This window comes from Providencia sp. PROV109 (assembly GCF_033681625.1).
GTDB lineage: Bacteria > Pseudomonadota > Gammaproteobacteria > Enterobacterales > Enterobacteriaceae > Providencia > Providencia hangzhouensis.
Window position 1 is genome coordinate 3042212 of sequence record NZ_CP096320.1, and the last position, 24442, is coordinate 3066653.

Sequence of the window (24442 nt, forward strand, 5' to 3'; positions counted from 1 at the left end):
ACTTAGCCAGACTTTTATTAGCCTGGCTTTAAATGGATACTATTATGAAAACTCTAGTTTTATTACTCACTATTTTATTTTCGAGCTCAACATTTTCTAATGTTATTATTACAGGCACTCGAATTATATATCCTGCTGACGCTGATAGTATTACTGTACAATTAACCAATAATAGCAAAACATCGTCTCTTGTTCAGTCATGGATTGATAACGGTGATGAAAATTCCACACCTGAGAATTCTGAAGCGCCTTTTTATTTGTCCCCTCCTATTGTTAAAATTGAAGGTTTACAAGGTCAGCAATTAAAAATAAAAAAAATACCCGGAAAACTTTCTGACAATGTTGAAAGTGTATTTTTCTTAAATGTTTTAGATATTCCTAAAACGCCAGAATCTGCTAAAGGCAAAAATGCAATTCAGCTAGCCACACGCTCACGAATTAAAATTTTTTATCGTCCTATTGGTCTAACCGAATCCTCCGATGAAGTCATTAATCATGCGAGCTACCAGATTAAAAATAATAACATATTAGTTAAAAATAACTCGCAATACCATTTAACTATTGCAGCTATCACACCATCGGACGATAAAAATAATTCATTAATTGATTCTGCGATGATTGCCCCTATGTCTGAAAAAGAATTACCTATTAAAGGAACAATGAAAAGCCACGATCTTATTTTAATGTATGTGGATGACTATGGTGTTTTCAAATCTAAAAACATTAAACTTTAATAGAAGAAATCATCGTGAAAAAAGAAAACTATCTCTACCTCCTAATCTTAATAGGACTACAAAGTCATCAAAAGAACTCAATAGCGGACGAGTTTGAGACTTCCCTATTGGTAGGCAAATCTGCACAAGGAGATATTTCACGATTCTATACCGACAATAAAATTCCATCAGGTAAACAATTAGCCGACCTTTATGTAAATAATAGTTGGAAAGGCCAATTTGAAATTGATATCAATAATGATGGTAAACTGATTAGCCTTGCTGCTGATGATGTGCAGAAATTAAACCTGAATTTATCTTCTGAGGTGATTGAACAAACCAAACAACAGTCATTTATTCCTATTGATGATTTAGTGGCCAATATAAAATATAAATTCAATATCAACGACCTACGACTCGATATTACCGTCCCTCAAATCGCTCTGAAACAACTCGAAGCTAACTATGTTGACCCCAGTCTCTGGAATTATGGCGAACCTGCAATTATTTTTTCTTATAATACAAATTATTATAGTTACAAAGAGAAAAAAAACTCTAAAACTAGCAGTGACAATTTTTTTGCTACCTTAAATTCAGGCGTTAATTTAGGCGCTTGGCAATTTAGAGATGAATCCAGCTATCGACATAGCTCTCATAGTAGCCAAAAATGGAAAAACAATACCCGTTATATTTATCGTCCTCTTAGTGCAATCAAATCCGGGTTGAAATTAGGTGATTTTTATACACCCGCAGCCCTATTTAATAGTATTCGAGTTCGAGGGATTGCATTGGCAACAGAAGCTAGTATGTTGCCAAATTCAAGTCAAAATTTTGTACCTATTATACGCGGTGTCGCTCAAACAAATGCCTTAGTCAGCGTGTACCAAAATAATAATCTGGTTTATCAAGAAAGCGTTCCCCCTGGTGAGTTTGCATTTAATGACCTTCAGCCTAGTGCTGGTGGAGGTGACTTATTCGTCGTTGTCCAAGAAGCTGATGGAAGGCAAGAAACCTTTACTGTGCCCTATTCTGCTGTACCTGACATGCTCAAACAGGGCGTTTATAATTACAGCCTAATTGCTGGGCAAACTAAAATTGACAATACCCATTATCAACCCAAATTTACTCAAGGTGAGTTTCACTATGGATTAAATAATTTAGTGACGCTTTATGCAGGAATGCTATTTAGCGAAAAATACTATTCTGGCGTTATAGGGAGTGGTTGGAATTTTAGTTTTGGGGCCATTTCAGCTGACATTACGCAAGCAAATACTAAATTGGATTCAGGAAATCACAGTGGGCAAAGCTACCGCCTGACTTATAACAAATATATTAATTCAACATCGACCAATTTAACCTTGGCGTCATATCGTTATTCCACTAGTGGTTACTATAGCTTTATTGATGCCATTTATTCCCAAGATAATTATCGCGCTTGGAAAGCTTATCAAGACCAGTTATCAGAAAAACTCGGCAATAATATTCCACCTGAGCTTTCACTCACTAATTATGACGCTTTACGTGGTTCACGTGCTAAAAACACATTTACGTTGAATTTAAACCAACAATTAGCTGATGGTTATGGTTCGGTATTCATATCGGGTACACACCGTGATTATTGGAATGCAAACGGTAATAGCCGTGAATATCAAGCCGGTTATGCAAACAATTATAACGATATTTCCTATAGTGTGTCTGTTTCACGTGTTCGCAATTACGACAGCGAAGAAGAAACTCGTATTTATGCCAACTTTAGTGTTCCTTTTTCTTTATTTGAAAAACGCGCCAATATTAGTATGGGAAGCTATTTCACCGACTCTCGTTATCAACAAACTACGCTGAGTGTCAGTGGTATTGCAGGTAAAAATGACCAAGTCAATTATACGCTAACTGCAACGAACCAAAGCGGTGGTAATAACTTAGTTGGTGGGAACGTCAGCTATCAGCTTCCCTCTAGCACGCTTTCAGGATCTTACACAGAGGCCAATAATTACCGCCAAACGGGTTTAGGCGCCAAAGGAACTCTGGTTGCTATTCCTGGACATATTGTTTTTTCAGGGGAAACAGGACAGACCTACACCATCATTGATGCTCCAATGGCTAGTGACATGATGGTCAATGCCGATAAAACCACTTTAACTAATCAACAAGGTGTTGTTTTAGTCGCTAACTCCACACCCTATAGAACCAATACCTATACCTTGACAGATACAGAGAAAACCGCAGGCGCTGAGGTGCTCGGTAATATGGCAAATGTAAGTCCATATCAAGGGGCGGTAAATTACATCAAACTCGAGACCGATACTCGACAAACTTATATCATCCGTGGCGCTCTTGCTAATGGCAATAGCTTACCTTTTGGAACAGAAATCACAGATGCTAAACAACAGAGTATTGGTTATGTCGGCCAATCTGGCGTGATGTATATCAAAAGTGAGCAATTACCGATGGCATTGCACATAAAGCTTAAAGGGAAACAGACATGTGTTATTGAGCCACTACTCAACACGATGGATAAGAACAAAAACCTCTGTCGATAAAGGAAAATATGATGAAAAAAATCACTTTAGCACTGATGTTTTCCAGTATATTGGCTTACAGCCAGTTTTCCTCAGCACATTGTAGACAAACTTCTACCGTGACGGCTCCCGCTCTTGCTTTTGATTTATCGACAGAGCTCACCAGTACATCGACTCAAGTTAGTAAAAATAGTAGAACCATCTACCCTGGGACTTTTACCTGTACTGCAAGAGGGATACTTTTTCCTAACTCTATTGGTATCGCATCTCCTTTCCAAGGCAGAACCGCCACTATTGGTTTTAATGGTGGAAAGCAGTTTGTCTCAATTACAGTCACTGCATTAGAAAAAGATAGGGTTATCGGCCTTACGGAAGGTGTACATCAAGGTAGTGAACTCGATACAAATTTTACCGTTCAATTTAATTTGCTTGCGACTAAACCCGGAACCAACTATGTCGAAGTATCAGGAAGCACCGCCACAGTTACCCCTATCGTACTCGCCTCTGATGCATCCAGCTTGGGAATTTTACAGTGGCTATTAGATATTGTATCTAAATTAGTCACTTTTCTGTTAACGCTACAATGGCCAACCAGTGCTGATGATATCTACTTACAACCAATTACCTTAACTTATAATCCAATCCTCACTACCTGTAATTTTGTTAACCAAGGTTTAGTCGTTTCGCTCCCCCCAGTAAGCATCAATGCAGTGAAAACTGCAACCAGAGCGGGCTATACGCCATTCACACTTAATTTTACTTGCCAAGACTTTTTAGCAGGCGGTAATGCTTCTCGTGATGTATCTATTTTTTTATCTAGTAGCAATTTGCTCTCAAATGATAAAGCAACATTGAATAATACCATTAGCCAAGGCGCTAAAGGCGTTGGCTTCCGATTAGTTAGTGCAAGTAATCTCAATACACCGTTAGTGCTTTCAGATAGCGTGGCAGCTAAAAATGGAGCGACAAATATTTTTACTGTCCTCAAGGGAAATCCAATCTCCCCTTCTTTTTCAGTAAATTTAGGTGCTTATTACTATGCATACAACACCAATAGTGTCACTCAAGGGCAAGTCTCAAGTACGGCAACAGTAGTGATGTCATATAATTAACAAGGAAAATACCATGGTGGAATTCATTAAAATTACAGGGTTCGCTACATTACTATTTTTTAGCTTCCAAACAAGTGCAAGTCTTGTTTTGCAAGGAACACGAATTATTTTCCCTAGTGATAAAAAATCCGTCAGAATTCAACTTACTAATTACAGTGAACAAGCCACATTAACTCAAAGCTGGGTGGATGAAGGTAATCCGGACTCGACACCAGAAACGACGAACGCACCATTTATTGTAACGCCCCCCGTCACTAAAATCGCAGCAAATGACGGAGTTCAATTACAAATACGTTTTATTGGTGACAAACTCCCTACGAATAAAGAGTCTGTATTTTATTTAAATGTATTAGATATTGCGCCAAAGCCAAAGCAAATAAATAGTGCCAATATGCTACAGTTTGCCATTCAAACACGAATTAAAGTTTTTTATCGCCCTACAAACCTCACAGAAAAGCCAAACAATGTCATCAAAAACATCCAATTTCATTTAGCTAAAGACGGTATTGTCGTCAACAACCCGACCCCTTATTTTTTAAATATTGCCAATATCTATCTAGCTAATAATAAAAGTCGTTCTATTGCAAAAAGCTCGATGGTAGAGCCATTTTCATCACAAACTTACTTTTCAACCGCTGATATTAATCACGGAGAAAATATAACAATGATTTATATTGACGATACTGGAAAACAAATTCAATACCAAACCAAGCTATAAAATAGGCTTAACCGCTTCTATAACTTGGCAGGTGAATATTAAGATTGAGCCACCACTTTAGGGCGGATAAACACGGCAGGGACAGCGAGAAGAGCCATTAAGTAAAACACCACACCATGATGAGCAGGCACTCGCTCATAAATGTATCCGACAATAATAGTCAGTACGGCTAACCCACCGCCAGTTGCGAGTGCGGAGTAAACACCTTGTAATGGGATAATTTCATTTTCTTTTCTTGCACTAATAAAGCGCATTGCGGCTAGGTGGCAAATCGTAAAAGTACCACTGTGAAGAATTTGTACCACGATTAATACCGGTAATGCAGTAAACGCTCCCATCAAGCCCCAACGAATAATTCCACAGAAGGCAGATAACAACAGTAAATTTCGAGCGCTCCAACGCCTAAATAAACGGTGGCTTAACATAAATACAATGACTTCAGCAACCACACCGAGCGACCATAAATTACCGATAACTAAATCTGAATAGCCGGCTTCTTTCCAAAATAGGGAAGCAAAACCATAATAAGCCGCATGAGCCCCTTGCAGTAACGTAACACAGATAAGAAACCTAACGACGTTTTTATCCGCAATCAATTGTTTAAACGTAACCTTATTACCACCATCCGCTTTCGCTGCCCCCATTGGCATAATTGCTGGTTTCAGCATTGCGCCTAGTAATAATGCTAAACAGCTTACTATCAAGGCCACCATGATGGCTTTATTTCCCCAAACACCGGCTAAATACCCCATCAGTGAGGAACCAATAATAAAAGCTATCGAACCCCAAACGCGAATTTTGCCGTAGTCAAAGGTAAATTGTTTTTGCCATGTCCCCGCCAGTGAATCACCCAGTGGAACCATTGGTGCAAAAAATAAGTTAAACCCAATCATTACAAACAACAGCCATGCCCAGTGAGAACCCAGAGCAAAACCGACAGAAAAAATAAGTGAAAGCCCTGCGAGTAAGCGTAGAGCAGTAATAAGTTTCGAGGGCTCTTTAACTAAAGGAGTAATAAACATCGCACCAAGGAAACGGGCTGCTAGCCCTACCCCTAACAAAACACCAATCATTTCTGCATCAATTCCCTCACCTTGTAACCAAACTGACCAAAATGGCAAGAAAATACTGTAGGCAAAAAAGTAGGTAAAATAATCAATAGCTAGCCAACGCGTTGATGGAATGACCATCACTCCTCCGTTTTTTCAATGCAAAAAACCCGCTCATACATACATGTAGAAGCGGGTTTCAGTAATTAATAATACGTTATGTTATGCGTAAACTGGGTATTTTTTGCAAATTGCTAATACTTTTTGCTTCACGCTCTCAATGGTCGCTTCGTCATTGAGGTTGTCTAGAATATCACACATCCAGCCAGCTAGCTCACCCGCTTCTGCTTCTTTGAAGCCACGACGCGTAATCGCAGGAGAACCAATACGTACACCAGACGTTACAAATGGGCTCTTAGGGTCGTTCGGTACACTGTTTTTGTTAACAGTGATATTTGCACGGCCAAGTGCAGCATCTGCATCTTTACCTGTAATGTCTTTATCAACCAAATCAACTAAGAATAAGTGGTTTTCAGTTCCGCCAGATACCACTTTGTAGCCACGTTTTTGGAAAACATCGACCATTGCCTTCGCATTCTTAGCAACTTGCTGTTGATAAACTTTGAATTCAGGTTCCATCGCTTCTTTCAGAGCAACCGCTTTACCTGCAATAACATGCATTAAAGGGCCACCTTGAGATCCAGGGAATACCGCTGAGTTGATTTTTTTGTACAACTCTTCATCACCACCCTTAGCTAAAATTAACCCACCACGTGGACCCGCTAAAGTTTTATGCGTTGTTGTTGTCACAACGTGTGCATGAGGAACTGGGTTTGGATAAACACCCGCAGCAATCAAACCTGCAACGTGAGCCATATCAACAAACAGGTAAGCGCCAATACCATCTGCGATTTCACGCATTTTTGCCCAATCAACGACACCTGAGTACGCAGAGAAACCCCCGATAATCATTTTTGGTTTGTGTTTTTCCGCTTGCGCTTTGATATCGTCGTAGTCAATTTTACCGCTTTCATCAATACCGTAAGGCACGATGTTGTACAGTTTACCTGAGAAGTTAACCGGTGAACCGTGAGTTAAGTGACCACCATGTGCTAGGTTCATTCCCAGAACGGTATCACCTGGCTGTAGTAACGCCATGTAAACTGCAGCGTTAGCTTGTGAACCTGAGTGCGGCTGCACGTTCGCATAGTCAGCACCAAATAGTTCTTTCGCACGGTCAATCGCTAATTGCTCTACCACGTCAACATACTCACAACCGCCATAGTAGCGTTTGCCTGGGTAGCCTTCTGCATATTTATTGGTTAGCTGAGAACCTTGAGCCTGCATGACTCGTGGACTGGTATAGTTTTCAGAAGCAATTAATTCAATGTGTTCTTCTTGACGTTGTACTTCTTGCTCCATTGCTTCCCATAATTTCGGATCGTAGTCAGCAATATTCATTTCACGCTTTAACATTCGCTTCTCCTGCCTCAGCAATTCAATAGGTTGAAAATCGATTCATCGCAATGACACACAGTGTAAACTCTTTTTCTCTCTTGAGATAGCCCTAAAGAAAAAATATACGCAAACGATTGCATTAATTTTTTTCACTTCATTTGCTTCTGAAGGCTTCATTATAAAATAGCTCAAATTTTAATTTTTAACGGACAAACATCCAGATTTGCTATTCCCTTCTCATTATGTGCCTAAATCCACCCTATTTTTCCGATTTGAGTCTTTACATAAACACGTAAATATTATAAGTTGTATTTAAAATACATCTTTATAAATCACCTTCATCGTTCGCAAAAAATAGGGATTAGCTGAGATGAAATAAATTTATCTAACTAATCTACAAAGGAATATTTTTAGATCGCAAAAATTTGCCTTTTGCCATAACTATAATGAGAACATGAAAATAATTCAGGAGCACCTGTATGCTAGATAGCCAAACCATTGCCATTGTTAAATCAACCATTCCTGCCATTGCTGAAACAGGGCCAAAACTGACCGCGCATTTTTATGATCGGATGTTTAAACAGCATCCTGAATTAAAAGATATTTTTAACATGACTCACCAAGTGAATGGGGACCAACGAGAAGCCCTTTTCAACGCTATCTGCGCATATGCTGTGCATATTGAAACTCCTGAGGCTCTTATTTCAGCTGTCGAAAAAATCGCCCAAAAACATGTAAGCTTAAATATTAAACCTGAGCACTATCCAATCGTCGGGGAAAACTTACTCGCGGCTATTGATGAACTCCTCAACCCAGGCCAAGAGGTTCTTGATGCATGGGGAAGAGCTTACGGTGTTTTAGCCGATATTTTTATTGGTAGAGAAGCTGCAATTTACCAAGAAAATGCGGATAAAAATGGGGGTTGGGAAGGCTTACGTGAGTTTAAATTAGCGCAAAAACAACCACAAAGTGATGTGATTACAAGTTTTGAATTTGTTCCTGTCGATGGGCAACCTGTCGCTGATTACCGCCCAGGCCAATATATCACTATTTATGTCAACAACCAGGGATTTGAAAACCAAGAAATCCGCCAATACTCTCTGACCACTGCACCTAATGGCCGTAGCTACCGCATTGCGGTAAAACGTGAAGAACAAGGCTCCGTTTCTAATTTCTTACATCAACAATTAAATGAAGGTGATAGTGTACTGCTCGCACCTCCATGTGGTGATTTCTTTATTGATGTTGATGGTCAGACACCTGTTACCTTGATCTCTGCTGGCGTTGGTTTAACTCCAATGCTGAGCATGTTAAATCATCTAACAGAACAAGGTCACAACGCACAAGTTAATTGGTTCCATGCCGCTGAAAATGGTGCCGTTCATGCCTTTAGGCACGAAATTCAACAACTATTAGCAAAACAGCAAACCAGCCAATCCGCGATTTGGTTTAATCAACCAAGAGAGGAAGATCGTCTCGGGTTTGATTACCAATATGAAGGTTTAATGAATTTAGAATTGGTACGTGAATGGATTGAGCAACCGAATATGCAATTCTATTTCTGTGGCCCTGTTGGGTTTATGCAGCACGTAGGTAAGCAGCTAATTGCAATGGGTGTCGATACCAGTGCTATTCACTATGAATGTTTTGGACCACACAAGGTATTACCCCTCAATTAATTCACAAAAAATGCTCTTCTGTTTAGAAGAGCATTCTATGAAACATATTAACTGAAGAAAATGGGTTAACTAGTTAAATATTCGTAGTTTTCTAATTTAGCGGTAACGGGCTCGCATAATAAATACACAATTCTAATCCCATTCCTGTGTATTTTCCGTTACCGCATTTTCATACAAACTTAATTTATTAAATTGCTTCTTCGTCTTGCTCACCGGTTCGAATACGGATCACTCGAGCGACATCATAAACAAAGATCTTTCCATCACCAATTTTGCCAGTTTGTGCAGTTTGCATAATGGTTTCGACGCAGTTTTCAACGATGTCATCAGGTACTACAATTTCAATTTTTACCTTAGGTAAAAAATCAACCATATACTCTGCGCCACGGTAAAGTTCAGTATGCCCTTTTTGACGTCCAAAACCTTTCACTTCAGTCACTGTCATTCCAGTAATACCCACTTCTGCCAGCGCTTCACGAACATCATCAAGTTTGAATGGCTTTATAATTGCATCAATTTTTTTCATAAATAATTCCTGTTATGACCAGTTTTTACGGCCAAAACCTGAGGTGATCGGATAACGACGGTCTTTGCCAAAATTGCGCATCGTAATACGTGGCCCAACAGGGGCCTGACGACGTTTATATTCATTAATATCAACAAGGCGCACAACTTTGCGCACCACGTCTTTATCAAAACCAAGTTTGATTAGGTCATTAACTGACAAGTCTTTTTCCACATAGCCTTCTAATAATGCATCTAACACATCATAAGGTGGCAAACTGTCTTGATCTAATTGCCCTGGCGCAAGTTCTGCTGATGGCGGCCTATCAATCACGCGTTGTGGGATTGCTGGAGAGATAGTATTACGGTATTTAGCCAACTCAAAGACAAGGGTTTTAGGCACATCTTTTAACACGTCAAAACCACCCGCCATATCACCATACAATGTCGAGTAGCCAACCGCTGACTCACTTTTATTACTGGTAGTCAAAACTAAGCGACGACGTTTATTCGACATCGCCATTAAAATAACGGCTCGGCAACGCGCTTGTAAGTTTTCCTCAGTTGTATCAACCGCGGTTCCTTCAAACATAGGCGTTAACTGTGCCATAAAAGCATCAAACATCGGTTCGATAGATACGATATCGAATTCAACACCAAGCAAATCAGCTTGTTCTTTAGCGTCGTGGATACTCATCTCAGAAGTATAGCGGAATGGCATCATGACCGCTTGCACGTGCTCTTTCCCTATTGCATCAACGGCAATAGCCACTGTTAACCCTGAATCAATCCCGCCTGATAGCCCTAAAATAGCCCCATTAAAACCATTTTTATTGATGTAATCGCGAGTAGACATGACTAAAGCTTGGTATACCTGCGCCACAGGGTCATTCTCAATAAATACGCTACCTTCGCTCACCAATGCAAGTTCATCAAATTGCACTGTGATAACCTGCTCTTTAAATTCTTCCAATTTAAAGGTTTGCTTGCCTTTGTTTGCAATGATTTTTGAGCCACCATCAAACACCAATTCGTCTTGCCCGCCAACTTGATTGAGATACACAATTGGCATATGAGTGCGTTTACAATGATCGACTAATAAATCAGTTCGAATATGTTCTTTATTAATATCATAAGGAGATGCATTGATTGTCAGTAATATTTCAGCGCCAGCCCCTTTTACTGCATCAACCGGTTCGTCATACCAAATATCTTCGCAAATCAATAAGCCGAGCTGGTAACCTTTAAATTCAACAACACAGGTTTTTTCATCTGCGGTGAAATAACGAGGCTCATCAAACACGCCGTAATTTGGTAATTCTTGTTTAAAATAACGTGCATGCAATTTACCTTGATAGAAAAAAGACAATGCATTATAGATATCATCCCCTTCATACCATGGATGACCAACAATAATTGCCGTTTCTTGGCTGGCTTTTTGCAAACGGTCGAGTTGTACTAAACAGCGGTCCTCAAAATCAGCTCGGAAAATTAAATCCTCTGGTGGGTACCCTGTCAAAGACAGCTCTGAAAACATGACAATATCTGTGTTTGGTGCTTGTTCACTCACAACTTGCAACATGCGATCGCAGTTGCCTTCGATGTCACCGACTAACCAATTAAGTTGTGCTAGTGAAATATTAAGCTTACGGCTCATAAGGTGTTTTTTCTCCCGGAGCGTGAATATGAATTGCCTTATTCCACATAATGTAATCAATAACAACTATGTGGTAAATAATTCTTATTTATTCTTTAAAATCATTGGCTTCTAAATCGTGTCGACCAAGTAATTTGTAAAATTCTGTGCGGTTTCGCCCTGCCATTCGGGCAGCTTGGGTGACATTCCCTTTTGTCATTTGTAATAACTTACGTAAATAATTCAATTCAAATTGATTACGAGCTTCAACAAATGTCGGCAAGGCCGTATTTTCACCTTGAAGTGCTTGGCTGACGAGTGCTTCACTGATAACAGGAGACGTTGTTAATGCAACACATTGTTCAATAACATTAACTAATTGACGAACATTGCCCGGCCAACTCGCTGTTATTAAGCACTTCATGGCGTCACTGGAAAAACTACGCACGAAAGGTTTATGCCGTGATGCAGATTCACGCAATAGATGATTTGCTAATAATGGAATATCTTCAGAACGTTCATTTAACGCAGGAATACGCAGATTAACCACATTTAAGCGATAGTAGAGGTCCTCACGAAACTCATTTTTTTCCATCGCTTTAGGCAAATTCCGGTGAGTTGCGGAGAGAATTCGCACGTCAATATCTAAATCGCGGTTACTACCTAAAGGGCGAACTTTGCGTTCTTGCAATACTCGCAATAATTTAACCTGCAATGGCATTGGCATATCGCCAATCTCATCTAAAAATAACGTACCACCGCTGGCTGCAAAGAATAACCCTTCGCGGTTACTTACTGCGCCGGTAAAAGCCCCTTTAGCATGACCAAATAATTCAGACTCTAATAATTGTTCAGGTAATGCACCGCAGTTAATGGCAATAAACGGCTTACGTGCCCTAGGGCTAGCTTTATGAATAGCCTGAGCTAAAACTTCTTTACCTGTACCACTTTGCCCATTAATTAGCACGCTAACATCAGATTGTGCCACCATATGCGCTTGTTCTAATAGCCGAATCATTAAGGGGCTACGCGTGACTATACCAGCGCTCCACTCCTCATCGCTAATCGGTGTCGAAGAGAGCGCGAGAGCTTCATCGATTGCTTTATATAATGCGTCTTTATCTACTGGCTTAGTTAAAAAACTAAATACGCCTCGTTGTGTTGCCGCGACGGCATCAGGGATAGAACCATGAGCAGTGAGTATGATAACTGGCATGTTTGGATGGGCTTTTTGTATCTCATCGAAAAGCGCCATACCATCCATTTCATCCATGCGTAAATCGCTGATCACTAAATCTAATTTTTCTTTTTGTAAGATTTTTAGTGCTTCAGGGCCGCTTTCTGCTGTAGTGACTTTAAAACCTTCACTACTCAAGCGCATACCTAACAGTTTAAGAAGGCTCGGGTCATCGTCAACTAGCAATAAATTTGCTGACTTACGATTCGTCATTTTTGTTCATTCTCCGATGAATTTTGCTCTACTGGAGAAGATGCGCTGCTATCAGGCTTTGGCTCTTCTGAGGAAATAGGCTTATCTCCTTCAACCCCATTCTCTACATCTTTTTCGGTTTCGTTGGTGCTTTTCTTACGAGAAGAAAGCTGGCGTTCAATGTCCGTTAAATTTTCAAGCTTACGGGAGGTTGTATTCAGTTCAAAAGCCAATTTAGCATTATCTTCCTTTAGACGGTCGAGTTTTGAATCCATTTCTTGCTGTAGGCGTTTATAACGAGCCCCCGCGTCTGACAGATTGATAATTTGTACTTGTTGCTCACGCCATAATTGTAATAATGGACGTACCCCAGTAGGAAAATTCAAACTGTACGTATTTATGCTATCAAGCATTTTACGGCGCTCTGCAATAGACGGGTCAGCAGAATTCAACAAAATATTTTGTTGAAATGCACTCGACCAATTTGTTACGTCTATTTTACCTGCATCTTCACGTGCTTGACTGGTTTCCGTGCGATCTGCGCAGTCCATCATTCGTAACCAAAATAATGCATTTTCCCGTGCAGTTGGCTGGTCATTGTTCCAAATAGATTCACATGATGTATAACGGTAGTCTGTGACTTTAACTTCAGGCACAACAACTTGCGCCAGAGTTTCGAGTGGTGACTGACCATTTTTTACTACACATCCACTTAAAATTAGGGAAAATAAAACCGCCCCAAAATTGAGCCCTGTACGTCTCATCACATAAGGTACTCTTTGGTTATATTTACTTAACGATGCGTTACGGTAAAGTACCGCCCAAACACCTGTAGACCGATTTACCATTATTCATTCTCTGCGGTTAGAGGCAGTTCAATTCTAAAACAGACATCTGCTGATTTGTTGGGAACGAGAGAAAGTTCTCCCCCCATTTGTTTAATACAATCTTGCGCAATACTCAGCCCTAGCCCACTTCCTTTGACAGCACCTTTTCTTTGTAGTGAACCTTGATAGAACGGCTCAAAAATCATACTTTGCTCAGACTCAGGAATTGGCGTCCCCGTATTCGCAACTTCAATCAGAAGCTTATTACCTGTTTGGCGACTAGAGATCCAAATATTACCTGATTCGCCACCATAGTGCACCGCATTGGAGTAGATATTATCAATAACTCGTCCTAAAAGTGAGGGTTCGGCTAAACAGCTGTCCACTTTTAAACGCACTTCTGTTTTAATATTTTTAGCCCGTGCCGGTAAATTATGTGCTTTAACAATATCTTCAATGAGTTTTTGTAAATCAACAATTTGTGCTTCTGGCGGGTCATCGACAAGCTTACGATTATAATCAAGTAATTGCTCAATAAGTTGCTGAAGATGCTTACTGCTGTGATCAAGAATTTCTACAACTTCTTTTTGAGACACAGTTAATGGCCCTGCCACCTCATCAGCGAGTAATTCTGTTCCTTCACGCATGCTTGCAAGAGGTGTTTTTAATTCATGTGAAATATGGCGTAGAAATTCGTGGCGCTGTGATTCAAGCCATGCGAGTCGTTCACTTAACCAAATAATCCGCTGTGCGATTGTCCGTAGCTCCCTAGGGCCTTTAAAGCGTTCAATATTATTCGCAATTGTACGCCCAGTACCGAGACGGTTAATCATTCGTTCGATAGCTTTAACTGGGCCAATAATCATCCGAGTAAATAATGCCACTAGCAATGCGCTTAATAAGAATAAAATTAAGCTTTGCCAACCAAATAATTGGCCTTTATTCGCAATCGCTTTTTGCAGCTGTTCCCCACGGCTAAAAATCACATCACGAGTTTCTTGCACTAATGAGGCATTTTCGGCAGAAAATTGTTCTAAAGCCCGTGTGATTTTTTCTGTCGGTTCATTGTTTTCACACACAACCGTTTTAAGTACATCCAAAGTCTTAGTCAATGCAGAAGTGTCTGACGAGGTAGGTAAGATCGTTCGCTGACGTTCAAACATTTGCTGGTAGTCTGCAAACTGTTTCTGATATTGAGTATGCAATGTAGCATCTTGCAAAACACAATATTGACGATAGCTCCGTTCCATTTCTAAGGCGAGGCTACTCATCACTTCACTACGCCGTGCGTCAAGTAACGTGGTTTTATTGATATTGGCAGCTTGGTTACTCAGTTGCTCTAGGCTTTGATATGCCTGATAGGCTAATACTAATAAAGGAAGTAATACAAGCCAGAATGCCATCACAACTAGTTGACGCAAGGAGCGAGGGAAAAAACGCCATTTACTCAATACATTCATCTCATACCCATTAAACGTATTGCAATGGTAGCAGAACTCCCTGTAATGCGAAAAGCACAATCCAAATTCTGTGTCCCATAGCGTTAAAATCAGACTAAGTGTAACAATCAAAAAGCAATGAACGTGCCAAGTTAATTGGTAAAAAATGATAATTTTCAGATAGGTATGTTCAACGCTCCGGATGTTCCTTTTTCGCATAAACGAAAGCATAAAAGAATCGATAGGTCTTACTAAATGAATTCTTTCGTCTTTTCTTTAGTTTTTTCTTTAAAAATAAAACACTAAGCTATGCCCTAAATAATTCGGATTGCAGCTAGGCGCCAAGTGAAGATATCTCTAGGAGCATACAAAAGTATGTGACTAGAGTGGCTGAACGCAGGTAACAACGCTGCGGTTCGAAGTATGACGGGCATAGGGCGGCAAGAGAAGATATCTCTATGAAACATACAAAAGTATGTGACTAGAGTGGCTGAACGCAGGTAACAACGCTGCGGTTCGAAGTATGACGGGCATAAAACAGGAAGGCGGGATGAAGTATTGACCTTCACCCCGCCAGCGATAACAACTTCTATAATGCTTTTTATATGATTATGTCTTTACATTAAAGATAATCATATAGGTGGTGCCTCACTCCACGTGTCGCCCTGTGTTTGATAAGGCCCGAAGGCGAATATCTATGCTGTTGGACGGTAGGCACCTTACTTTGGCGTCATTCTTGGTTTATGTGGTATGTACCCAACTAATTTTGGACCTACATAAGAAGTTGAATGAGCAACTGAATATTATTATGCACAAGCCGTGCCAACTTTTCAAGAAATTTTATATCTACATGATTAAAAACAAAATTTATTTTTAATCCCACTTTAGCTACTTTTTAATACACCGTACCCGCTTACTGTTTTTTCTTAAGTGTCGCTAATTTATGACACCCGATTAGCTCATTTTCAAATACCTTAAATATCAATAAGATAAATGTCGCCTTTTGGAGACACGGCTATAGTGTGTTTGTCTCTTATTTAAGACACTGTCGTTTAATCACACATTAAATATACACTTAATATAAATTAAATTAGAATAATTAATGATTTACCGTAAGGCACTAATTAAGATAGAGAGCAAGACAACAATATATAATTGATATATTTGACTTTGGTTAAATCCATCTATAATAAAAACAGCATAGATACTTTACCAATCATTATATTTTATTGTTACTTTCTCGTTTAAGGTGTATTTATGAATAAAATGCCCTCATTACCTATGCAGGATCTTCAACCAGCTTTACATATTTTAGAGCAATCTATTGGCTATTTATACCAAGCTGCACTACGTGCCGCGGTGAAACTGCGTATTGCAGAAGCATTACAATCAGGTTCCAAAACAGCTGAAGAACTCGCCAAAGAAACGGGAGCAAATCCCCGAGAACTCACTCGATTATTACGATTATTAGCCACTAAAGATATTTTTAAGCTAACCCCTGATAACAAATTTGACCTCACACCCGCCGCACAATATTTATCTGAAAAGAATACGTTTTCATTACGGCAAGCGGTATTGATGTTTACTGACCCTTCGTTCTGGTTACCCGCAGGCGAGTTACACCGCAGCGCGTTTGAGCCCCATTTGTTTAACAGCATGTTTGGAATGAGTTTTTATGAATATTGGGATGAACGAATTACTGATAGTGATAATTTCCACGAAGGCATTTCGTCTGTAAGTAAATTAGAAAATGCATTTGTCGTAGAAAGTTATAGTTTCCCAGATAACGCTCTCGTTGCAGACATTGGCGGCGGCTGTGGTGGGTTACTTTTAGAGGTTATGAAAGCAAATTTAACATTAAAAGGCATATTATTTGATAAAGCCCAAGTATTAGAAAAACATATTTTTAATCAACTAGATGACCCCACACGTTGGAGCATCCAAGCTGGCTCATTTCTTGAAGCCTGCCCTGAAGCTGATATTTATTTACTCAAGTATATTACTCATAATTGGTCAGATACTGTTGCAATAAAGATACTTAAAACAATTAGAAAGTCGATGAGTCCTAACTCTAAGTTACTAATCATTGAAAATATTGTTACCAACGACAATCACCCCCACTTCAGTAAAAATATGGATTTAGTACAGATGGTTTTATTTGATGAAGGCCATGAACGCACAGAAACTGAGTTCAATTCACTGCTAAATCAAGCAAACTTACAATTAAAACAAATTATTTCAACACAATGTCATATTTCCATTATTGAAGCATACCCCATTTAACGTCCGCTATCCTGCTTTATACAATCAAAGCACTAAAGCAGGATAATGAAAGAAAATACCTGATGAATATCAGAATTTTAAATTATGTTAGTAGCTTATCCCTGTTCGTCTTGCTATAAGATTTGCCAATACCCTACTCATCAAATTGATAAAAATATGATAAAAATCGCGTTAGTTGATGACCATATCGTTGTGCGTTCTGGCTTCGCACAACTATTAACACTTGAACCTGATATTTCGGTTGTCGGGCAATATGCTAATGCTCAAGAAGCTTGGCCTAATTTGCTTAATTTAGATATTGATGTTGCCATCATGGATATTTCGATGCCAGATGAGAACGGCTTGCAACTTTTATCACGATTGCGCCAAAAAAAGCCGGATTTTCGCACCATTATCTTGAGTATTTATGATACCCCCGCTTTTGTGCAAAGTGCTTTAGATGCTGGAGCCAGTGCGTATTTAACTAAACGCTGTGGCCCTGAAGAATTAGTGCAAGCGGTTCGCTCAGTGCAACAAGGAGGCTGCTACCTATGCGCCGATGCCATGAGAGCGTTACGCCACTCACCCCAACAGCAGCAAAGTCTACAAGAACTCACGCCTCGGGAACGAGAAGTGTTTGATTTATTAGTTGCTGGCTTGAGTGTAAAAGTGATCGCAGAGCAACTTGAATTAAGCCATAAAACTGTGCATGTGCATCGTGCAAATATATTAGGCAAATTACAATGCGAAAACACCATCGACCTTGTTCATTACGCGTTAGAACATAACCTAATATCAAGGTAATTTAGGCATGAATAAAAGCTTACGTTTAACACTGCAATCCATCTTTCTATTTTTTACCTATTCTCTGTTATGGATTGGGTTGTGGATCATCGGCTTTTATTTAAGTCAAAACAGTTTTCAAGCAACTTTATTTCTTCCACAAGGCTTGCGCCTAGCATTGATGATTATCCTGTGGCGACGTTACTGGCCAACACTACTACTCAGCGAAGGGATATTAAATTTTTGGTTATCATCAGAGCAACTGCTCTTCCAACCTGTTTTACTGTTATCTCCATTATTGAGTCTCGGTGTTGCCTTCGTCATTCAAAACATTTGGTGGCGCTATACGTTATATTGGCAACGATTACTATTATTGCTCGCAGGTGTCGCCGCAAATAGTGTATTACACGCTTTATTATTCAGTGGGTTATCATCTTATTCCATTAGCCAATTATTCCTAACAACATTCACCGGAGGAATACTTCTCTCTCCTTTTGTTTATCTCATTTATGAGTATCTCCACGAGCAGCACTACCAAATGCTCCTTGATTATGGAACGCCAGATAAACAATTACGAACCTCTTTAATAGTTTGGTGTTTTCTATTCTGTGTCGTTGGGTTGAGTGCCCAAGTCTTTTTTGCCCCCGAAATTGAGCGGTTAATTGTCCTACTCGTTTTTATTCCTAATGTTTTTATGGCTTATCGCTATGGTTGGCAGGGCGGCGTACTTTCTGCATTATTAGGCAGTTTAATTATTACTTTTGCACGGCAATTTCACGGTGCCTTTGTTGATTTAGAAGAGCTAGAAATGTTTCTCAGTTCCCAAGCCTTAATTGGCATTGGGCTTGGGATAGCAATTAGCCGACAAAAACAACTGGCGAGTAACCTACAGCGCTATCGACAACGCTTAGAGCAAGAGCTAAAAGCGCGACGCGACTTAATGTTACAACTCGTTCATACCGAGGAAGATATCAAAAAAGCGATTGCTCGCGAGTTGCATGATGAAATTGGGCAAAATATTACTGCCATCCAAATTCAGTCAATGCTAGTGAAAAAAACAGCGTCTGACGACATCAGCCACCAAGCAGCAAGTCAAATAAATGAACTAGCTCAGCAAATTCACCAATCTACGCGGCAATTATTACGCCAATTGCGCCCTCCCGTATTGGATGAAATGTCCCTTGAAAATGCACTTAAGCACTTAATTACTGAATTTTCTTTTCCACAGAATAATATTCAATGTCACTTTCATTATGGCTTACAAGAAACGCCGATCAATGAAACGGTTTTATTTACACTTTATCGCCTCGTCCAAGAATTACTTAACAATATCAGTAAACATGCAAAAGCCACACAAATTCACATATCTCTTAAGCAAATAGGTGACTCGATCCAGCTAGTTGTTGATGACAATGGTGTTGGTATTCCATTTAGCAAACGCACGAGTGGCTTTGGTTTGCGCGGTATTGAGGAACGAGTTCGAGCCTTAGGTGGTGACTGGACATTGACCACACAAAACGGAACACAAATAAGTGTTAACTTGCCCACATTTTGAGATAAAACATCGCAAAACTAGGAATTATTCCTAGTCCCCTAATACCTTCTCTCATCCTTTTTGTTAAAAACTTGATTACATTTTGCCTAACAAGAGAAACCGCCCTATGACAGGTAAAGACACCTTGAGTCTGGATAACACGTATCGTTTTTGGCGTCGCCGCTTAATGCTATCAATGATTATTGGTTATGCCACTTTTTACCTTACGCGAAAGAGTTTTAACTTCGTGATGCCTGTCATGCAAAACGAGCTGTTTCTCGATAAAAGCGATATTGGCTGGATAGCGACTGCATTTTATTTAACCTACGGTATTTCTAAGTTTTTATCGGGAATTTTCCACGATATCACCGGATACCGTTGGTTTATGGGTGTCGGCTTAGTGATGACAGGGCTGCTAAATATTATTTTTGCCTATTGCTTATCGTTTCCGGCGTTATTAATCGTGTGGACACTAAATGGCTTTTTTCAAGGCTGGGGCTGGCCACCTTGCGCACGCATTCTAACGCACTGGTATTCACGCAATGAACGTGGGTTTTGGTGGGGGCTGTGGAATATTTCCATCAACCTAGGGGGAATGTTACTGCCTCTGCTAACGGCATTATTGGCAACCCAGTACAGCTGGCAAATGGCATTAATTGTCCCTGGCGTTATTGGAGTCATCATTGGGTTATGGCTGTGCCGCCAATTACGTGGCACACCACAAGAAGAACAGCTTCCAAGCGTGGGGCAATGGCGACAAGATGTGTTGGAGTTACGCCAAGAGCGTTTGTCCCCTCCCATGCCAATGTTAACGATTTTAAAAGATGCCATTATTTTTAACCGTATGATTTGGTTACTGGGTTTCTCCTATATTTTGGTTTATCTCATTCGCATGGCGATAAACGATTGGGGGAATTTATGGTTAACAGAGAAACATGGCACTAATTTACTCAGTGCAAATGCAACATTATCGTTATTTGAATTGGGGGGATTATTAGGTGCTCTCTGCTCTGGCTGGGGCTCTGATATCCTATTTCGCGGCCAACGAGCGCCAATGATCCTACTGTTTTCTTTGGGGCTTTGTGTCTCAGTTAGCGCCTTATGGTTAACACCAATTCATCACTACGCTTTATTGGCTGTATGTTTCTTTGCTATCGGATTTTTTGTGTTTGGACCGCAAATGTTAATCGGCTTAGCTGCAACAGAATATTGTCATAAAAAAGCAGCTGGGGCGGTAACGGGCTATCTTGGATTGTACGCCTATTTAGGGGCGGCAATTGCGGGATGGCCACTCTCTCAAGTCATTGCACATTATGGTTGGTCAGGGATGTTTTCTTTACTGGCCAGTGCTGCGGCTTTGATGGGATTACTGCTAATGCCTCTATTGATTGCCAATGTCAGCAAGCGAGAGCATTTAGCAGGCACCGTTTCACCCTCTGATAATAAAACCTGAATAAAGGACTGAAAATGAAACTGAAAACTCTCTCTACGCTCATCGCTGCTGGTTTATCGCTAGCGGCTATTTCTACCACTGCAAATGCTGCGGGCCGTTTGGTTGTTTACTGTAGCGCCACTAACGCCATGTGTGAAACTGAAACGCAAGCTTTTGCGAAAAAATACGATGTCAAAACCACCTTTGTACGTAACGGTTCTGGTAGTACTTTAGCCAAAATTGAGGCTGAAAAACGTAACCCACAAGCTGACGTGTGGTATGGCGGTACATTAGACCCTCATTCACAAGCAGGAGAAATGGATTTACTTGAGCCATACAAGTCGCCAAATCTGTCTGAAATTATGCCGCAGTTCCAAGACCCAGCAAAACGTAAAGGTAATTATTCTTCCGCAGTTTACATCGGTATTTTAGGCTTCGGTGTCAATAAAGACCGCTTAAAAGAAAAAGGTTTGCCGATCCCAACTTGCTGGAAAGATTTAACAAAACCTGAGTATAAAGGCGAAATTCAAATCGCAGACCCACAAAGTTCAGGAACTGCTTATACTGCATTAGCCACTTTCGACCAATTATGGGGAAATGAGCAAGCCTTTGATTATCTAAAAAAATTAAATGCTAACATATCACAATATACCAAGTCAGGTATTGCTCCAGCACGTAATGCGGCTCGTGGTGAGTCGGCAATTGGTATTGGCTTCTTGCATGATTATTCATTAGAAGTGGAAAACGGTGCGCCGTTAGAACTCATCGCTCCTTGTGAAGGAACAGGCTATGAAATCGGCGGGATCAGTATCCTGAAAAACGCGCGTAATATGGACAACGCCAAATTATTCGTTGATTTCGTCTTATCGAAAGAAGCTCAAGAGCTGAGCTGGAAAGAAGGGAAATCTTACCAAATCTTAACCAACACAACGGCAGAATCCTCGCCTATTTCATTAAAACTCAATGATTTGAACCTAATTAATTACGATATGGATAAATACGGTGATGCTGACGTCCGTAAAAACCTTATCAATAAATGGGTTACTGAAGTCAAAATGAGCAAATAGCATTAAGTGCGGCGTTAACTCGCCGCACTGAGCACTTACTTAACTAAAATAAAAAATTAATTTAATTAAGCTTCAAATTATGAGTGTTGTCACTAGGCGGCAAGTGACGTTATCCCTAGGAGCATACATAAGTATGTGACTAGGGTAACGGAGTGAAGCCAATACCGTGACAGCGCAAAATATGACGAGCTTAGGGGGAACTATGTCTCAAACCCTAACCTTATCGACCCCAACCAAAAAGGATAGCATATTCTTTTGGTTGCTGATTGCATGGCTAGGTTTCGCGTTACTACCTTCTTGGAGCCTAGACTATGGCGTACTTGATTCAACACAAGACGAGATCATAGCGGCTTACGGTTGGAGTAGCCTAAACATTAGTTGGCTTTGGTATTTATTACCTTCTATTTTATTTATTCGCCCGTTAACACCAGCGGATCGTTATCATAAAACACGGCATTACGTCGATATTGGCGTGGCTGTTATCACCGCCGCCGTGGTGATCTTAACCTCCTACTTTGAAGGAAAAGGGTTAGGTTACTCAGCTATTGTGCTATTTATCGCCTTGGGAATGGTGATGACATTGGCGTTAACCCGCCTTGAGTGGCTCGGTGGAGACCAGTTTGTTATTGGCTCACTGATCACCGTTGTTGCTTTAATAACCCTGTTTATTGTGTTCCCAAGTGTCGCTATTTTTATCCCAATGTTCACTGATGGAAATGGAGACTTTGCGCCATTCGCCTTTGTGGCAATTTTGACACAATCGCATATTGTCCAAGTTATTATTAACTCTGTATTTTTATCGTTAGCAGTAGGGGCTGGCTGTACTTTCTTTGGTTTAATTTTAGCCATTTATACGACGCGTATTGCTAAACGCTCCGCCATCATTGGCCGTGTTTTTTCTATTTTGCCTATCGTCACTCCCCCATTTGTCGTCGGTCTAGGGGTCACATTGATGATGGGGCGTTCAGGGTATATTACCGAATTCCTTGCTACTTATATGGGCCTTGAAAATACCAACTGGCTATATGGCTTTACGGGAATTTGGTTAGCGCAAGTGCTAGCATTCACCCCGATGTCATTCATGATTTTAGATGGTGCGATTAAAACCATTCACCCATCTTTAGAAGAAGCGTCTTATACATTGCGTGCCAACCGTTACCAAACTTTCTTTAATGTATTTATGCCATTACTGAAACCTGCTTTGGCAAACGCATTTTTAATCGTCATAGTGCAATCATTGGCTGACTTTAGTAACCCATTAGTTTTAGGTGGTAACTTCGACGTACTCGCGACGCAAATTTACTTCTATATCACTGGGTCGCAGTTAGATTATCAAGCCGCCAGTACCTTGGGTGCGTCACTACTAGTGTTCTCACTTTTAGTCTTCTGCGTTCAGTATATGTGGATAGGCAAACGCTCCTATGTCACTGTGTCCGGGAAATCTTACCGTGGTGATGTTCAGCCGTTACCAACATCGTTAATTGCCACTGTAACGACCTTCTTAGCTATTTGGGTTGCATTTAACATATTGTTATACGGTAGCATTTTCTACGGTAGCTTTACCGTGAACTGGGGTGTTGATTACACATTAACCTTAGATAATTTTATTAAATTATTTGGTCAGGGTATGAGCGATGGTGCATGGCCGTCACTGTTAGATACGCTTCTGTATGCAGGTATTGCGGCACCTATTACCGCGATCCTTGGTTTACTAATTGCCTATATCGTAGTTCGCCAAGACTTCCGTGGTAAAAAGACCATCGAATTCACGACGATGTTGTGTTTTGCGGTTCCAGGTACCGTGGCAGGTGTGTCATACATTTTAGCCTTTAACGACTCACCGTTTTATTTAACGGGAACGGCTGCCATCGTCATTATTTCAATGACCATGCGTAACGTCCCTGTGGGTATCCGTGCTGGTATTGCAGGTTTAGGGCAAATTGATAAATCATTGGATGAAGCGTCACTCAGCTTACGAGCGGGTTCAATGCGTACCATCTTCTTTATCCTATTACCCTTGTTGCGCCCAGCCATTTTATCGGCGTTGATTTATAGCTTTGTCCGCGCGATCACCACTGTCAGTGCGATTGTATTCTTGGTTACTCCAGATACTCGCGTCGCAACGGCTTATATTTTGAACCGTGTTGAAGACGGTGAATATGGTGTTGCCATTGCCTATGGCTCAATCCTGATTGTCGTAATGTTGGCAATTATTTTCTTATTTGACTATTTGATTGGCGAAGCCCGTGTTTCACGTTCCAAAGCCAAAAATGCACAGTAA

General features: G+C 40.4%; 18 protein-coding genes. 11 read left to right on the plus strand and 7 right to left on the minus strand.

The features are described from left to right. Positions 1–44 precede the first annotated feature (44 nt). The 4 genes from M1F25_RS14050 to M1F25_RS14065 are packed head-to-tail and all read left to right on the plus strand — an operon-like array spanning position 45 to position 5062. On the plus strand, positions 45–734 hold the full coding sequence (locus M1F25_RS14050; RefSeq protein WP_168697636.1) for a molecular chaperone: 690 nt from the start codon (positions 45–47) through the stop codon (positions 732–734). 14 nt (positions 735–748) lie between these two features. Beyond that, a complete protein-coding gene (locus M1F25_RS14055; RefSeq protein ID WP_181488174.1) occupies positions 749–3253 on the plus strand; it encodes a fimbria/pilus outer membrane usher protein in 2505 nt (834 codons plus the stop codon). Between the two features lie 8 nt (positions 3254–3261). Beyond that, positions 3262–4344: a fimbrial protein gene (locus M1F25_RS14060; protein ID WP_004264930.1), complete on the plus strand. Its 1083-nt coding sequence runs from the start codon at positions 3262–3264 to the stop codon at positions 4342–4344. A 13-nt stretch (positions 4345–4357) separates the two neighbouring features. After that, complete coding sequence (locus M1F25_RS14065; RefSeq protein WP_004264931.1) at positions 4358–5062, plus strand: molecular chaperone; 705 nt, start codon at positions 4358–4360, stop codon at positions 5060–5062. Positions 5063–5100: 38 nt separating this feature from the next. On the opposite strand, the gene M1F25_RS14070 is transcribed toward M1F25_RS14065, so the two are convergent. Next, entirely contained in the window at positions 5101–6252 is a 1152-nt protein-coding gene (locus M1F25_RS14070; RefSeq protein ID WP_094961706.1) for a 3-phenylpropionate MFS transporter, read from the minus strand. A gap of 81 nt (positions 6253–6333) precedes the next feature. Then, complete coding sequence (glyA, locus tag M1F25_RS14075; protein WP_004264933.1) at positions 6334–7587, minus strand: serine hydroxymethyltransferase; 1254 nt, start codon at positions 7585–7587, stop codon at positions 6334–6336. A gap of 461 nt (positions 7588–8048) precedes the next feature. Between glyA and hmpA the strand changes: the two genes are divergently transcribed. Beyond that, positions 8049–9248, plus strand: a complete 1200-nt coding sequence (gene hmpA, locus M1F25_RS14080; RefSeq protein ID WP_004264934.1) for an NO-inducible flavohemoprotein — start codon at positions 8049–8051, stop codon at positions 9246–9248. Positions 9249–9435: 187 nt separating this feature from the next. Here the strand turns inward: hmpA and glnB are convergent, their stop codons facing one another. From glnB to M1F25_RS14105, 5 genes are all read right to left on the minus strand, one after another. Next, entirely contained in the window at positions 9436–9774 is a 339-nt protein-coding gene (gene glnB, locus M1F25_RS14085; RefSeq protein ID WP_004912721.1) for a nitrogen regulatory protein P-II, read from the minus strand. A 12-nt stretch (positions 9775–9786) separates the two neighbouring features. Further along, complete coding sequence (locus M1F25_RS14090; RefSeq protein ID WP_004264936.1) at positions 9787–11409, minus strand: NAD+ synthase; 1623 nt, start codon at positions 11407–11409, stop codon at positions 9787–9789. A gap of 88 nt (positions 11410–11497) precedes the next feature. After that, positions 11498–12838, minus strand: a complete 1341-nt coding sequence (gene glrR / locus M1F25_RS14095; protein ID WP_004264938.1) for a two-component system response regulator GlrR — start codon at positions 12836–12838, stop codon at positions 11498–11500. Next, positions 12835–13665, minus strand: a complete 831-nt coding sequence (gene qseG / locus M1F25_RS14100; RefSeq protein ID WP_181488178.1) for a two-component system QseEF-associated lipoprotein QseG — start codon at positions 13663–13665, stop codon at positions 12835–12837. Before qseG ends, glrR begins: the two co-directional genes overlap by 4 nt. Further along, entirely contained in the window at positions 13665–15104 is a 1440-nt protein-coding gene (locus tag M1F25_RS14105) for a sensor histidine kinase (protein WP_153673946.1), read from the minus strand. The genes qseG and M1F25_RS14105 overlap by 1 nt, the downstream gene beginning before the upstream one ends. 1236 nt (positions 15105–16340) lie before the next feature. On the opposite strand from M1F25_RS14105, the gene M1F25_RS14110 reads away from it, so the two are divergent. The 6 genes from M1F25_RS14110 to M1F25_RS14135 all read left to right on the plus strand — a co-directional run bounded on the left by M1F25_RS14110 (position 16341) and on the right by M1F25_RS14135 (position 24442). Further along, the gene (locus M1F25_RS14110) at positions 16341–17366 is read left to right on the plus strand and encodes a methyltransferase (RefSeq protein ID WP_096863440.1); all 1026 of its coding nucleotides are present in this window, start codon (positions 16341–16343) and stop codon (positions 17364–17366) included. Between the two features lie 156 nt (positions 17367–17522). Next, complete coding sequence (locus M1F25_RS14115) at positions 17523–18149, plus strand: response regulator transcription factor (RefSeq protein WP_144140264.1); 627 nt, start codon at positions 17523–17525, stop codon at positions 18147–18149. A gap of 7 nt (positions 18150–18156) precedes the next feature. After that, complete coding sequence (locus tag M1F25_RS14120) at positions 18157–19683, plus strand: MASE1 domain-containing protein (protein WP_110591969.1); 1527 nt, start codon at positions 18157–18159, stop codon at positions 19681–19683. A 106-nt stretch (positions 19684–19789) separates the two neighbouring features. After that, entirely contained in the window at positions 19790–21115 is a 1326-nt protein-coding gene (uhpC, locus tag M1F25_RS14125; protein WP_036959008.1) for an MFS transporter family glucose-6-phosphate receptor UhpC, read from the plus strand. Between the two features lie 14 nt (positions 21116–21129). After that, positions 21130–22161, plus strand: a complete 1032-nt coding sequence (locus M1F25_RS14130) for an ABC transporter substrate-binding protein (RefSeq protein ID WP_004264950.1) — start codon at positions 21130–21132, stop codon at positions 22159–22161. 202 nt (positions 22162–22363) lie between these two features. Next, positions 22364–24442: an ABC transporter permease gene (locus tag M1F25_RS14135; RefSeq protein ID WP_096863437.1), complete on the plus strand. Its 2079-nt coding sequence runs from the start codon at positions 22364–22366 to the stop codon at positions 24440–24442.

Bases quoted from the DNA above. Each gene is read 5' to 3' on its own strand.
- M1F25_RS14050 (WP_168697636.1), top strand. From the start codon at position 45: ATGAAAACTCTAGTTTTATTACTCACTATTTTATTTTCGAGCTCAACA.
- M1F25_RS14115 (WP_144140264.1), top strand. From the start codon at position 17,523: ATGATAAAAATCGCGTTAGTTGATGACCATATCGTTGTGCGTTCTGGC.
- M1F25_RS14065 (WP_004264931.1), top strand. From the start codon at position 4,358: ATGGTGGAATTCATTAAAATTACAGGGTTCGCTACATTACTATTTTTT.
- glyA (WP_004264933.1), bottom strand. From the start codon at position 7,587: ATGTTAAAGCGTGAAATGAATATTGCTGACTACGATCCGAAATTATGG.
- uhpC (WP_036959008.1), top strand. From the start codon at position 19,790: ATGACAGGTAAAGACACCTTGAGTCTGGATAACACGTATCGTTTTTGG.
- M1F25_RS14110 (WP_096863440.1), top strand. From the start codon at position 16,341: ATGAATAAAATGCCCTCATTACCTATGCAGGATCTTCAACCAGCTTTA.
- M1F25_RS14070 (WP_094961706.1), bottom strand. From the start codon at position 6,252: ATGGTCATTCCATCAACGCGTTGGCTAGCTATTGATTATTTTACCTAC.
- M1F25_RS14105 (WP_153673946.1), bottom strand. From the start codon at position 15,104: ATGAATGTATTGAGTAAATGGCGTTTTTTCCCTCGCTCCTTGCGTCAA.
- M1F25_RS14135 (WP_096863437.1), top strand. From the start codon at position 22,364: ATGTCTCAAACCCTAACCTTATCGACCCCAACCAAAAAGGATAGCATA.
- M1F25_RS14060 (WP_004264930.1), top strand. From the start codon at position 3,262: ATGATGAAAAAAATCACTTTAGCACTGATGTTTTCCAGTATATTGGCT.
- M1F25_RS14120 (WP_110591969.1), top strand. From the start codon at position 18,157: ATGAATAAAAGCTTACGTTTAACACTGCAATCCATCTTTCTATTTTTT.
- qseG (WP_181488178.1), bottom strand. From the start codon at position 13,665: ATGGTAAATCGGTCTACAGGTGTTTGGGCGGTACTTTACCGTAACGCA.
- glrR (WP_004264938.1), bottom strand. From the start codon at position 12,838: ATGACGAATCGTAAGTCAGCAAATTTATTGCTAGTTGACGATGACCCG.
- M1F25_RS14130 (WP_004264950.1), top strand. From the start codon at position 21,130: ATGAAACTGAAAACTCTCTCTACGCTCATCGCTGCTGGTTTATCGCTA.
- glnB (WP_004912721.1), bottom strand. From the start codon at position 9,774: ATGAAAAAAATTGATGCAATTATAAAGCCATTCAAACTTGATGATGTT.
- M1F25_RS14090 (WP_004264936.1), bottom strand. From the start codon at position 11,409: ATGAGCCGTAAGCTTAATATTTCACTAGCACAACTTAATTGGTTAGTC.
- hmpA (WP_004264934.1), top strand. From the start codon at position 8,049: ATGCTAGATAGCCAAACCATTGCCATTGTTAAATCAACCATTCCTGCC.